This window comes from Lentimicrobium sp. S6 (assembly GCF_013166635.1).
In the GTDB taxonomy this organism is placed as follows: domain Bacteria; phylum Bacteroidota; class Bacteroidia; order Bacteroidales; family UBA12170; genus UBA12170.
In genome coordinates, this window is record NZ_JABKBZ010000006.1 from 35,783 (window position 1) to 49,030 (window position 13,248).

10 protein-coding genes are annotated in these 13,248 nt (G+C 35.3%); 7 read left to right on the forward strand and 3 right to left on the reverse strand.

Annotated features, from left to right (window positions below; translation table 11 throughout):
- The first annotated feature begins 78 nt into the window (after nt 1–78).
- Nucleotides 79–1,956, forward strand: a complete 1,878-nt coding sequence (locus tag HNS40_RS03885) for a T9SS type A sorting domain-containing protein (RefSeq protein ID WP_172277870.1) — start codon at nt 79–81, stop codon at nt 1,954–1,956.
- A gap of 41 nt (nt 1,957–1,997) precedes the next feature.
- On the opposite strand, the gene HNS40_RS03890 is transcribed toward HNS40_RS03885, so the two are convergent.
- Nucleotides 1,998–2,306, reverse strand: coding sequence for a heavy-metal-associated domain-containing protein (locus tag HNS40_RS03890; RefSeq protein ID WP_172277872.1), 309 nt, complete (start codon nt 2,304–2,306; stop codon nt 1,998–2,000).
- Between the two features lie 185 nt (nt 2,307–2,491).
- On the opposite strand from HNS40_RS03890, the gene sucC reads away from it, so the two are divergent.
- The 5 genes from sucC to HNS40_RS03915 all read left to right on the forward strand — a co-directional run bounded on the left by sucC (nt 2,492) and on the right by HNS40_RS03915 (nt 8,760).
- Entirely contained in the window at nt 2,492–3,682 is a 1,191-nt protein-coding gene (sucC, locus tag HNS40_RS03895; RefSeq protein WP_172277875.1) for an ADP-forming succinate--CoA ligase subunit beta, read from the forward strand.
- Nucleotides 3,683–3,892: 210 nt separating this feature from the next.
- Nucleotides 3,893–5,029: an FIST signal transduction protein gene (locus tag HNS40_RS03900; protein WP_172277877.1), complete on the forward strand. Its 1,137-nt coding sequence runs from the start codon at nt 3,893–3,895 to the stop codon at nt 5,027–5,029.
- Between the two features lie 60 nt (nt 5,030–5,089).
- Entirely contained in the window at nt 5,090–6,304 is a 1,215-nt protein-coding gene (locus tag HNS40_RS03905; RefSeq protein ID WP_172277879.1) for an ATP-binding protein, read from the forward strand.
- A gap of 3 nt (nt 6,305–6,307) precedes the next feature.
- Entirely contained in the window at nt 6,308–6,736 is a 429-nt protein-coding gene (locus HNS40_RS03910) for a response regulator (RefSeq protein ID WP_172277881.1), read from the forward strand.
- 5 nt (nt 6,737–6,741) lie between these two features.
- Nucleotides 6,742–8,760 carry a response regulator gene (locus HNS40_RS03915; protein ID WP_172277885.1) on the forward strand — a complete coding sequence of 673 codons (2,019 nt, stop codon included), beginning with the start codon at nt 6,742–6,744 and terminating at the stop codon, nt 8,758–8,760.
- Between the two features lies 1 nt (nt 8,761).
- Here HNS40_RS03915 and HNS40_RS03920 read toward each other — a convergent pair whose 3' ends face one another.
- Complete coding sequence (locus HNS40_RS03920) at nt 8,762–10,633, reverse strand: nucleoside-diphosphate sugar epimerase/dehydratase (RefSeq protein ID WP_172277887.1); 1,872 nt, start codon at nt 10,631–10,633, stop codon at nt 8,762–8,764.
- A gap of 181 nt (nt 10,634–10,814) precedes the next feature.
- On the opposite strand from HNS40_RS03920, the gene gcvT reads away from it, so the two are divergent.
- A complete protein-coding gene (gene gcvT, locus HNS40_RS03925; protein WP_172277889.1) occupies nt 10,815–11,918 on the forward strand; it encodes a glycine cleavage system aminomethyltransferase GcvT in 1,104 nt (367 codons plus the stop codon).
- 70 nt (nt 11,919–11,988) lie between these two features.
- On the opposite strand, the gene nusB is transcribed toward gcvT, so the two are convergent.
- Nucleotides 11,989–12,951, reverse strand: a complete 963-nt coding sequence (gene nusB / locus HNS40_RS03930; protein WP_172277891.1) for a transcription antitermination factor NusB — start codon at nt 12,949–12,951, stop codon at nt 11,989–11,991.
- Nucleotides 12,952–13,248: the final 297 nt, after the last annotated feature.

A 13,248-nucleotide genomic window follows, 5' to 3' on the forward strand; every position in this document is an offset into this window, starting at 1 on the left:
CAAACCTCTCAATTTATTGAACACCGTTCAATAAATTATTTTTCACTATCTTTACCCAGAAAAACCAAATAAACACCCATGAAAAGTCATCAATTCCTATTCGGAACTCTCCTATTTATTTCCTTATTTTTAGGCTTAACTATTGCCCAAGCAGAAGATTCCTCAAAAACAAAATCCCCAAGTCAAACTGAAGAGCTTCCCCTGCCCACAGGCTATAACACCCTATTTGCAGGTTCTGGCGAATGCTTGCAATGCCATAATTCTATGATAGATTCCGATGGAAATAATATTGGGATATTAGACGCATGGAAATCAACGATGATGGGGAATGCTTCCAAAGATCCATTTTGGAAAGCCAAGGTAAGCTTTGAAACCATCATCAACCCAGGTTTACAAGAAGAGATTGAGACCACTTGTACCAGATGCCACGCTCCACAAGGAAACTTTGAAGCTCAACATAATGGGCAAACACATTATAGTATAGCAGAGTTGAATATGGATCCATTAGCAAAAGATGGTGTATCTTGTACAACCTGTCATCAAATAATGGAAGAGTCTCATGGCAATTTCAGTGGAAACATTCAATTTAATAGCGCACATGAAATATACGGCCCATATTCTGATATCTTCCCAAATCCCATGATTAATACGACTGGCTATACCCCTACTTATAGCACTCATATTAAAGATTCGGAGCTCTGTGCTAATTGCCACACCCTCCTCACTCCTACCGTAGATTTAAATGGTCAGCTTACAGGAGGTGAATTTGTAGAACAATCGGTTTATCAAGAATGGAAAAATTCGGAGTCCTTTACCAATGGTGTCAGTTGCCAAGACTGTCATTTACCAGAGATTGATGAGTCCATTGTGATCAGCACTATGCCTCCATGGCTAACTGGGCAAACACCTTTTGGAAAGCATGAATTAGTTGGTGGAAATGTTTTTATGCTTCGCCTTTTGCGCGATAATATTGATGAGCTAGAACTCACAGCAGGAGCAGAAGATTTTGATGCTAGTATTTCTCGTACCCTCCATCAACTTCAAGAACTCAGCCTACAATTAGAATTAAATATAGAGGAGCGTGACCAAGATAGCCTATACTTATCTTTAAGAATCCTCAATTATGCTGGTCATAAAGTCCCAAGTGGTTATCCGAGTCGACAAGTATTTGTGCAATTGGAGGTACAAAATGAAGCCTATGAAACTATTTTCTTGAGTGGTGGCTTAGACGAGAACTTCCAAATAATAAACGAAGATGAGGAATATGAACCTCATTATTCCATGATCAATAATGAAAACCAAGTACAAATCTATCAAACCGTAATGGCCAATGTAGAAGATGAGGTAACTACAACCTTGCTTCATGCCGCATATCCATTAAAGGACAATCGACTTCCTCCAATGGGCTTTAGCACCAGTCACCCCAGCTACGATACGACTATTATTGCTGGTCTTGCAGCTTCAGATGAAACATTCAACCCTTCAGAACAAGGTGGAGATTTGATTAAATACCATATTCCAACCCAGCAATATCAAGGCCAATTAAAGGTCACGGCAAAAGTTTATTATCAAACGGTAGGCTCCAAATGGCTGGAAGATATGTTTAATGAAAGCAGTGAAGATATTGACCTATTTGAAGGAATGTATGAAGCTTCAGATAAAAGTCCAGTTTTAATGGGAACAAAAGAAATTATCAGTCTTGAAACTACTATAAATAAGTTGGAAAACCTCCCCAAGTTCTACCCTAATCCAAGCCAAGGCTATGTCTTTATTGAGAATAATCAAAATTGGGAGCAAATCGATATTTACCATTCCAATGGTCAATTTATTTCAAACATTCAGCTTACTAATCAAGAATTAGTAAAGCTTGAACTTCCTCAAGAAAATGGAGTTTATATGATTCAGCTTAATAATAAAGAGGGTCATTCAGAAATCTTTAAGATTCTAAAAATCTAATAGAACTATGAATCAGAAAAGCGGATTAAATAATATATGTTCTAATCCTCTGCCACATCAAAATTCTTAACCTGATATTTGGTAGGACCATTTATTCTTCCAATGGCACAGCTTGCGTAAGAAACAACAGTGCTTTTTATATTATTTTTTCCTTTTTCAGGATAACCTTTTCTCTTTAACTTCGACTTAATTCGCGCTACAGTATCTTTCCCTTCAAACTCAAGAGTGATTTTGCCAGTTTCAATTTCCACTTCAACTTGGCTCACCTTTTCTTGCTTCTTCACCTCTTTTATAATGGTATTTTTACAACCATTACACTTTATGTTTTCTACAAATATTTCTGCGACCATTATTGTTATTTTATTCACACAAAAGTATATAGAATCTCAATAAACACTTATATATTAACACATTTTTATCATTATTTAGATTTAAACTCTCTAAACATAATATTTTTTAAGAAACTATCTTTTCTGCGAATATATTTTTAATTTTGGAGTCGTATTTCTATACAAGTATCAAAAAAACCTAACAAATGAATATACACGAGTATCAAGGAAAAAAAATTCTGAAAAGTTTTGGCGTTAGAATACAAGAAGGTATTGTAGCTGCTACTCCCGACAAAGCAGTAGAAGCCGCCAAAGAATTACAAAAGCAAACAGGAACTAGCTGGTGGGTGATTAAAGCTCAAATTCATGCAGGTGGCCGTGGTAAAGGCGGTGGAGTGAAACTTGCTAAAAACCTAGATGAGGTTAAACAAATTGCAGATCAAATACTAGGAATGCAGTTGGTCACACACCAAACTGGTCCAAAGGGCAAAAAAGTTTTAAAAGTTTTAGTGGGCCAAGATGTTTATTATCCTGGAGAATCTGAAACTCAAGAGTATTATATGGGCGTATTACTCAATAGAGATACTGGAAGAAATATCATCATGTACAGCCCAGAAGGTGGTGTTGACATTGAAGGTGTTGCTGAAAAGACTCCTCATCTTATTTTTAAAGAAGAAATTGATCCTAAAGTTGGTCTTCAAGCTTTTCAAGCTAGAAAAATTGCTTTTAATTTAGGCCTCACTGGTGGTGCCGTTAAAGAAATGGTGAAATTTGTATATGCATTATATGCTGCTTACGAAGGAACTGATTCTAGCATGTTTGAAATCAATCCTGTTTTAAAGACTTCAGATAATTTAATTCTTGCTGTTGATGCTAAGGTAACTCTAGATGATAATGCATTATTCCGTCATAAAGATTTTAAAGAACTACGCGATGAAACAGAGGAGGATCCTATTGAAGTAGAAGCGCGCCGATTCGACCTTAACTATGTGAAACTAGATGGTAACGTAGGTTGTATGGTAAATGGAGCTGGACTAGCAATGGCTACTATGGATATGATTAAAATGAGCGGTGGTGACCCTGCCAATTTCCTTGATGTTGGAGGAACCGCAAATGCAAAACGTGTTGAAGAAGCATTCCGTATCATTTTAAAAGACCCCAATGTAGAAGCTATTTTGGTTAATATCTTTGGTGGAATTGTTCGTTGCGACAGAGTAGCCCAAGGTATTGTTGATGCTTATGCCAATATTGGTGATATTAAAGTTCCTATCATTGTAAGATTACAAGGAACTAATGCTACCGAAGGTAAAGCACTCATCGACAAATCAGGATTAAAAGTATCTTCAGCTATTGCTTTAGAAGATGCTGCTCGATTGGTAAAAGAAGTGGTTGGATAAAACCAGAAATAATATATTTTGAAAGCCGAATTCACTATGAAGTCGGCTTTTTTTATGTTCAGAATACTGCCTTAAGTGTTAAATGCATTTATACTCCTTGCTTACTAAAACAGAAAACCTTATATTAGATCCACAATTATTAAACAAGTTATTCACCTATAACCACAGTCATACAATCTAGATAGATGATATGATATAAAATGACATAAAATGAAGACTCAACAATTTATTTACTTCCCACGACAAGAAGCCAAATGCAATATTCAAAAATTTAATTTCTACCCTGATCTGATTTTAATCTTTGCCAGTAGGTCCATGTTTGCTGATACTCCATTGGTGAATATGCTCAAAAAAGCTTATCCAAAAGCTATCATCACTGGTTGTAGCACTAGTGGTGAAATTAATGGAGTCAATGTAAATGACAATAGTCTGACTGCAACTGCAATTAAATTTGATAAAACAAAACTAAAATATAGCGAGGTAAATATTGGCGACTTCAAGAGTTCTGCTGAGGCTGGCACCCATTTAGTTCAAGGACTAGTAGCCGAAGACTTGAAGCATGTATTTGTATTATCTGAAGGTTTGCAAGTAAACGGGACAGAATTAGTAAATGGAGTAAGAGCCGGATTACCAGAAGGCATAAATACCACAGGAGGCTTGGCTGGAGATGGTGCTTTATTTGAAAAAACTGTAGTGGTTTCAAATTCCGGTGAAGTTAAAAGCGGTCTGATTACTGCCATCGGATTTTATGGGAAAGACATTCAAATAGGTTATGGAAGCCTCGGGGGCTGGGATAGCTTTGGAATCGAACGTTCAGTGACCAAATCGGATGGAAATATTTTATACGAAATTGACAATCTTCCAGCTTTAGAGTTATACAAATCTTTCTTAGGTGAAAAAGCGAAAGACTTACCTGCTTCTGGCCTACTCTTTCCACTCAGCATGCGAACTGAGGCTGGGGCTGAGCCTGTTGTAAGAACCATACTTGCCGTTGATGAAGAAAAACAAAGTCTGACTTTTGCTGGTGATATTCCTGAAGGATCCTTTATTAAACTAATGAAAGCCAATATTGACAGACTCATCAATGGTGCAGAAAATGCTGCTGAGGTGAGCGTAAATCCATTGACTGATAAAACAGCACAATTGGCTATATTAATTAGTTGTGTTGGGCGAAAACTTGTTCTTAAGCAAATGGTAGAAGAAGAAGTAGAAGCTGTTCAAGAAGTAGTTGGCGAAAACGCCATCCTCACAGGTTTTTATTCCTATGGAGAAATGGCCCCTTTCCTCGAAGGTGCAAAATGTGAGCTTCACAACCAAACCATGACCATTACCACTTTTGCTGAATAGAACCCATAAAACTCAAATTACTCAATGCACCGTTTATTAAAAAGACAAATCAAAAAAACATTGTCAGCAGATCTGAATGAATCAGGTCTGCTCGATGATTTTATTGAAGCAGTAAATACCGCCTATAAAAATTTTGATTCAGATTATCAGCAATTAGAACGAACCTTAGAAATTAGTGCTAAAGAATCCTTTAAAGAATTAAGCGATTTCAAAAATGCTATTAGCAAAACATCTATGGTTTTTATTACCGATTTTCACGGAGTCATCACCTTTGCAAATGATAACTTTATTGAAGCTATAGGATATGATAAGAGTGAATTATTTGGCCAAAGAAATCAGAAGTTCAATAGCAATTATCATGGCTCTGTATTTTATGACGAAATGGCTAAAACCGTTATTAACGGGAATGTTTGGAAAGGTGAAATTAGAGATATTACAAAAGACGGTAAATACTTTTGGACAGATACCACCATTGTTCCATTTTTAAATTCAGCTGGTAAACCCACAAAATATATCACCTTTAAAATTGATATTTCAAAGATTAAAGATGCTGAACAAGAAACCATGGCTTATGCTAAAAACCTGGAGAAAATCAACAAAGAATTAGACCAATTTGCCTATGTGGTTTCACACGATCTAAAAGCACCTTTACGTGCCATTAATAATCTTTCGGAATGGATTGAAGAAGACATGGAAGAGGCCATGGATGAAGATACGAAGAACAACATGAACTTATTACGCTCGCGTGTTACAAGAATGGAAGGCCTTATTAATGGAATACTAGAATACAGCCGGGTGGGTAGGATCAAAGCAAAAATTTCACATGTAGAACTCAATCGGTTTTTCCATGAATTAAAAGAAGCCAACCAAACCAAGAAACATATTGAATTTGACATTCCTCAGAATATGCCAACCATTCATACTGAGCGGGTCACTTTATATCAAGTCCTACAAAACTTCATTAGCAATGCCATCAAATACAACATCAGCGAATCGATTAAAGTAAAAATTAGATTTGAAATCAATCCTCCATTTTACTATTTTAGTGTAACAGATAATGGCCCCGGAATAGCTGAAGAGTATTTGGAGAAAATATTTGTTATTTTCCAAACACTCCAAGCCCGTGATAAAATTGAAAGCACCGGTGTAGGCTTAGCCATAGTAAAGAAGATAGTTGAAGACAAAGGTGGAGAAATTACTGTAAACAGTGAAATTGGGAAAGGAAGTACTTTCAAATTTAGCTGGCCCATTATTATAAAAAACGAAATATTTTAACGCATGACAGATACAATTATTAACATCCTACTTATAGAAGATGATGAAGTGGACATCATGAATGTGAAAAGAGCATTCAAAAAAAACAATATTGAGAATCCACTATACATAGCCCACGATGGAGTGGAAGCATTAGAAAAACTCAGGGGAACCCACGAACAAAAAATCCATTTTCCTCGCATTATCCTACTAGATTTAAATATGCCACGTATGGGAGGATTAGAGTTTCTAGAGGAAATGCGAAAAGACGAGAAGCTTAAAACCATCTCCGTTTTTATTATGACTACCAGTAATGAGGAAAGTGATAAACTAAAAGCCTTTAACCTAAATGTTGCAGGCTATATACTTAAACCTCTTTCAATGAATCAGTTTATCCACGCTGTCTCCACTTTAAAGAGTTATTGGAAGCTTTGCGAATTCCCACCAAATTAAACCAAATGAAAGACGCCGAACAAATAAGAATATTATTGGTAGACGATGATGAGATTGATATTATGGCTTTTAAGAGAGCACTTAAAAAAGCTGAAATTTCACATTCCATCACCTCCTTTACTTATGCCAAAGAAGCCCTAATTCACCTTACTGAGCATAAAACAAACTATGATTGTATCTTCATTGATTACCTATTACCAGGTGTTGATGGCTTACAATTACTAAGACAAATAAATGAATTAGACATATCTATTCCTGTAAGCGTAATCACCTCCCACGGAGATGAAAAACTAGCTGTGGAGATAATGAAGGAAGGCGCTTTTGACTATTTCCCAAAGTCAGAGGTGAGAGCTGAGCAATTGAGGAAAAAAATTAATTCAATATTGCAATATAATGAAATCCAAAATGAAAAATCACAAGTAGAGAAATCACTACAAAAGCACAAACTATTTCTCCAAGGCATTACCCAGTCCTCTCCTAACATCATCTATATTTTTAATATGGAACAAAGAGAATTCACCTATGCCAATAGAAATATTTTAAATGACTTGGGTTTTGAAATTTCTGAGGATGAGGTTTCAGGCTATCAATCTATTATTGAGCAAATGAATAAAGAAGATGCTCAAGCTGCTTTTAAATATATGCAGGAAATTGCTGAAAATCCCGATTATCAAAATTCCGAACTGGAGTTCAGATTGAAGAATTCCAAAGGAGACTGGGTTTGGTTTTTCAATAAAGATTCTATTTTCAGTAGACATAAAAATGGACATGTAAAAGAAATTATTGGAACAACTATTAATATCTCTAATCTCAAGAAAGTAGAAGAAGAATCTGCCAATGCCAAAGAAGTAGCCGAAAAAGCTTTGGAAATTAAAGCAGAGTTCCTCTCTAATATGAGTCATGAGATCAGAACTCCAATGAATGCGATTATTGGCTTAACCGACATCGTTTTGCAAGAGCCTCTAACTGAGTTAGTGAAAGATAATTTAAAAACCATAAAACATTCTGCCGATAATTTATTGGTTGTAATCAATGACATTTTAGACTTTTCTAAAATTGAAGCTGGAAAAGTAAAAATTGAGAAAACGAGCTTTAACTTTATCTATCAATTGGAGCATATTGAAAAGACCATGATTTTCAAAGCCCAACAGAAGCATTTAGACTTTAATTTAATTATTGATAGTGATATTCCTGAGTTTTTATTGGGTGACCCATTTCGCCTAAATCAAATCATCCTGAACCTTTGCAGCAATTCCATAAAATTCACCGACAAAGGTCATGTGGATATTAAAGTGAAATTAAACAGAAAAGTGGGAGACCAAGTCAGTATTCACTTTTCTGTTGAGGACTCTGGAATTGGAATTTCGGAGGATCGCCAAAAAGAAATTTTCGAGAGCTTTACACAAGCCGACGTTAATATCACCAGACAATTCGGAGGCACAGGTTTGGGACTTTCCATCACTAAACAGCTCATCCAGCTTATGGGAGGCCAAATACAGTTAACGAGTGAATTAGAAAAAGGATCTAAATTTTTCTTCGATTTGGATTTCACCATCAGCAAGTCAGCCACAAAAGAATTTGATGCCATCAACTATTCAGAAAAATGTTTAGCAGGTTTAAACATTCTGGTTTTTGAAGATAACCTGATCAATCAAAAAGTAATATCTCAAATTCTACTGAAATGGGGTTGTAAATTTCAATTGGCTGATAATGGTTTGATTGGAATCGGTAAAATGGCCAAAGAATCCTTTGATATAGTTTTGATGGATTTACAAATGCCAGTAATGGATGGTTATGAAACCACCAAAAGAATAAGGCAAGGTAATGCCGGAATCAACAATATCAGAATTCCAATCATTGCGCTAACTGCTGATGCTTTTCCCGAAACAAAAAAGAAAGTGGTTGACCAAGGCATGAATGATTTGGTGAGTAAGCCTTTTAAAAAAGAGGTGCTTAATCATAAACTATATAAAATGGCTATGAAACATTGTCCTGAGCAATTGTCTTATAACCAATTGGATTGATTTAGTCGAGAACTGAAAACTCGGAATTCTCACTCTTATATTCTGGAATCATCTTTTTGAGGAGCTTAACCAACTCAAATACATCTTGTTGAGCTAAAGCTTCTTGAAAAGCCATGACCGTGTTATTAATCTCCTCTATTTGAGACTCCTGCACATTGGCGATCAATATTTTTTCATGATGAGTTGGTTTTGTATTTTCTTCTTCAGCCAACAATTCTTCATAAAGTTTTTCACCGGGTCGTAAACCAGTAAATTCAATAGCAATATCTTTATTAAGCTCAAGACCAGAAAGGCGTATCATCTTTTTAGCTAAGTCAACAATTCTTACTGATTTCCCCATATCAAAGACAAATATCTCCCCTCCTTTCCCCATACTGCCTGCTTCTAAAACTAATCTACAGGCTTCTGGAATAGTCATAAAGAAGCGAGTAATGTCTTTATGAGTTACAGTAACAGGCCCCCCATTTGCTATTTGCTTTTCAAACAAAGGAATAACAGAACCATTAGATCCCAAAACGTTTCCAAAGCGAGTGGTGATAAACTGAGTTTTAGAACTTGATGCTAAGGAACGTACATAAACTTCAGCAAATCGCTTGCTGGCTCCCATTACATTGGTTGGGTTTACAGCTTTATCAGTGGATATCATCACAAACTTGCTCACTTTATGCTCCACAGAAAGATTGGCCATATTCCTTGTTCCGAGCACATTCACTCTAATGGCTTCCATAGGATTTTTTTCCATCATGGGGACATGTTTATAAGCCGCAGCATGAAAAACATAATGGGGTTTAAATCGAGCAAATACAGCTTTCATTCTATCCGTATTTGCTACATCAGCTAATATATAACGGGCTTCTACGTTTGGGAATGTTGCACTTTGCTCTATTTCTAGTTGAAATAAAGGACTCTCCGCTTGGTCTACCAAAAGGAGCTTTTTGGGCTTGAACCGACTCACTTGTCTTACCAATTCACTTCCTATACTTCCTGCAGCTCCACTTATCAGAACCACTTTATCGCGTAAATCCCCTTTAACCTTAGCTTCTGAAAGTTTTATCTCATCCCTTCCCAATAAATCTTCTATTCTAACACTACGAATTTGCTTCAAGCTCAATTCACCGTTAATCCAGGTTTGCACGGGTGGAACGTTTAAAACTACCACATTCAATTCCATACAAATATCTATCAATTCCTGTTTCCTGTTATTAGGTAGGCTTTGCACTGCTAATATCAGTTGCTCTATATTTTTTTCCTCAAGTATCTTTCGAATATCATCGCCAGAATAGACTTTAGTTCCACCCAACCTTTTTTTAGCTTTAGATTTATCATCATCGAAAAAACCGATGATTTTTACTTTGGAATTAATCTCTGCCTCTAGCGCACGGCTGGTAATCACACCTGCCTCACCAGCTCCAAATATCATTACCTTTGTAAACCCAGAGTGAGGTTTTGACAACTCGATATAAGCTATCTTCACAAAAACACGATAACTTACCAAGAACAAAAGAGAAGTAATAAACTCCAATATAATAATACTATAAGGGATTAAATGAATTTGTAAAGAACTACGAACACTTATCATATTTGCGATTGCAAATAGAATACTTCCGCTGCTCAAAATAATAAAAATCCGACTGGCATCTCGAGTACTGGTATACTGTATAACTCCGGCATGCATTTTCGCCACAAAAAAGCTGAATACACGAACTGTAAAAATAATGACAAAAGCCATATTAAAATATGCTATTTCACTTCCGGGTATACGGAAATTAAACCTTAACATATAGGCTGTTAAAATAGAAAAAACGATAATAAGCGTATCAATAATAAATACAGTCCAGCGGGGTACTTTATATTTTAAAATCCAATCTTTCATTGAGGTGTTTTCGAGTTTCCAAATATACATGAATAATATAAATGTCTAATTTTAAATATCCAACTTTATAATTGGTTTAAATAAGAGACATGCTTACTGAATATTACCAAAATGGAAAATTTGTAATTATATTATCATTAATTTCGCGGCATAAAATAATGTCTACTCAAAAATATTAAAAATGAGAAATACAGCTTTCACCCACATCCACGAGAGTTTAGGCGCCAAAATGGTGGAGTTTGCAGGCTATAAAATGCCTATTCAATACGAAGGGCTAAATACTGAGCACGAAACAGTGAGAAATTCTGTTGGTGTTTTTGATGTATCACATATGGGAGAATTTTGGGTTTACGGACCTAAAGCTCTTGATTATTTACAAAAGATAACGTCGAATAACGTAGCTGCTTTAGAAGATGGTAAAGTCCAATATAGTTGCTTTCCTAATGGAAAAGGCGGAATCGTAGATGACCTTTTGGTTTACCGTTTTGAAGCTGAAAAATATTTATTAGTGGTTAACGCTGCCAATATTGACAAAGATTGGGAATGGTGTACCAAACAAGCAGAGCTCATGGGCTTAGAAGCTGGAAAAGACATCACAAATGCATCTGATAATATTGCGCAGTTAGCGGTTCAAGGTCCTAAAGCTTTAGAGGCTATGCAGAAATTAACTTCTGTAAATATCGTAGATATGGAATACTATACTTTCCAAGTTATAGAGTTTGCTGGCATTCCAAATGTCATTTTATCCACTACCGGTTATACTGGTTCTGGTGGATGCGAAATCTATATTCCAAATAAAGATGCCGACCAGTTATGGAAAGCCATTTTTGAAGCCGGAGAAGATTATGGTATCAAACCAATTGGTCTAGGTGCTAGAGACACCCTACGTTTAGAAAAAGGATTCTGTCTTTATGGAAACGATATTAACGATACTACTTCTCCTATTGAAGCAGGTTTAGGTTGGATTACAAAATTTGTTGAAGGCAAAGATTTCATCGATCGTGACTATATGCAAAAGCAGAAAGACGATGGCGTAACCAGAAGATTACGTGGATTCGAAATGTTAGAAAAAGGTATTCCACGACAGCATTACGAAATTTGTGATGCAGAAGGTAATGTAATTGGTGAAGTAACTTCTGGCACTCAATCTCCAATGATGAAAAAAGGAATTGGTATGGGATATATTGCTACTGCTCATGCAAAATTTGGTAGCGAAATTTACATTAGAGTTAGAAAAAACTTAGTAAAGGCTCAGATTGTAAAGATGCCTATCTACAAGGATTAGTATAATTTTACTCATAAAAAAATGCCATCACTAATTAAAGTGATGGCATTTTTTTATTTATGAAAAGAGTTTAATTTACTAAACCTCTACCTATCTTTTTAATTTTACCTTGCTCTTTTAGTTCAGCAATAAGGTGATCTAAAATTCCATTGATAAACACTTTACTCTTTGGGGTACTAAAGTATTTACTCAGGTCAATGTATTCATTCATAGAAACTTTAATTGGGATAGTTGGCATTTCAAGTATCTCAGCTAAAGCCATCTTTATCAGAATTTTATCAATAGTTGCTAATCTTTCAATTTCCCAGTTTTTAATATTTGGTTTAATCAACTCATCATACTCAAATTGCTTGTCCAAAACTTCCTTATACAAATCTCTTGCGAAAGATCTATCTTGACTTCTACCCTCCTCTTTATCATCTTTAAACAAGGGAGGAAGTCTTCTTTCTTCAGTCCAACCTTGTTTGTAATTAGATATAATCATCATCACCACTTCTGCAGCTAAATTATAATCATCAGTCCAATCCAAATTTTTCTCCGCAAATAAAGAATGAAGACTTTCGTGGGGTAATACTACTTCTTCAAAAAAGCGAATAACAAATTCTTTGTCCTGCTTATAATTCGAATCTTTGAGCTGAAGATAATCGTTATAAAACTCAGTTTCCAAAAGATTCATAAATACTTTTCTAATCATTTCGGGCTCAGTTGACCAGTTCACGGCCAAATTATCAACTCTGCGATTAAAATCTGCATTATCGCGAATCTGGAGTAAAACAGGATTATTAATAAACCTAGTGTTTGGGTTTTTATTCTCCTCTGTAGGAAAATGTTTCTTTTTGGCTTCTTCTAGACGGTTTTCAGAAAAGTCTCTAACTTCAAGCATAAAACTCATTTGATAAATGGCCAAGTCATATAATTTATCAAACTTACTCATTAGTTTTTTTTGTCCATTATATACATCGGTTTGGTCAGATTGAATGGCAGCATAAAGGGCTTGTAGTACCTTGATTCTGATATGTCTTCTATTTAGCATGGCATTTTTTCTATGATAAGAACTATTTCGGCGGCAAAAGTATCTAAATTTTTCATTCATAAAGATAAAAAAAAATCCGAAAAATGATAAATAAATGTTCACAACTCATTAAATCCTACTGAATAAAAAAAAGAATTAGCTAAGTAGGTCAAACACACCGAATTTCATCAATACCACATTGATTTTTTTTATATATTTGCAGCCCTAAAAATCGATGAGACTTTGATCTCTTTCAAAACAATAAATAAAGAAGGTATTGTTTTGAATTAATTTGAAGAAAATAAAACACTTATAAAA

Coding starts and splice junctions, on each gene's coding strand:
- HNS40_RS03885 (WP_172277870.1), top strand. CDS start 79: ATGAAAAGTCATCAATTCCTATTCGGAACTCTCCTATTTATTTCCTTA.
- HNS40_RS03890 (WP_172277872.1), bottom strand. CDS start 2,306: ATGGTCGCAGAAATATTTGTAGAAAACATAAAGTGTAATGGTTGTAAA.
- sucC (WP_172277875.1), top strand. CDS start 2,492: ATGAATATACACGAGTATCAAGGAAAAAAAATTCTGAAAAGTTTTGGC.
- HNS40_RS03900 (WP_172277877.1), top strand. CDS start 3,893: ATGAAGACTCAACAATTTATTTACTTCCCACGACAAGAAGCCAAATGC.
- HNS40_RS03910 (WP_172277881.1), top strand. CDS start 6,308: ATGACAGATACAATTATTAACATCCTACTTATAGAAGATGATGAAGTG.
- HNS40_RS03915 (WP_172277885.1), top strand. CDS start 6,742: ATGAAAGACGCCGAACAAATAAGAATATTATTGGTAGACGATGATGAG.
- HNS40_RS03920 (WP_172277887.1), bottom strand. CDS start 10,633: ATGAAAGATTGGATTTTAAAATATAAAGTACCCCGCTGGACTGTATTT.
- gcvT (WP_172277889.1), top strand. CDS start 10,815: ATGAGAAATACAGCTTTCACCCACATCCACGAGAGTTTAGGCGCCAAA.
- nusB (WP_172277891.1), bottom strand. CDS start 12,951: ATGCTAAATAGAAGACATATCAGAATCAAGGTACTACAAGCCCTTTAT.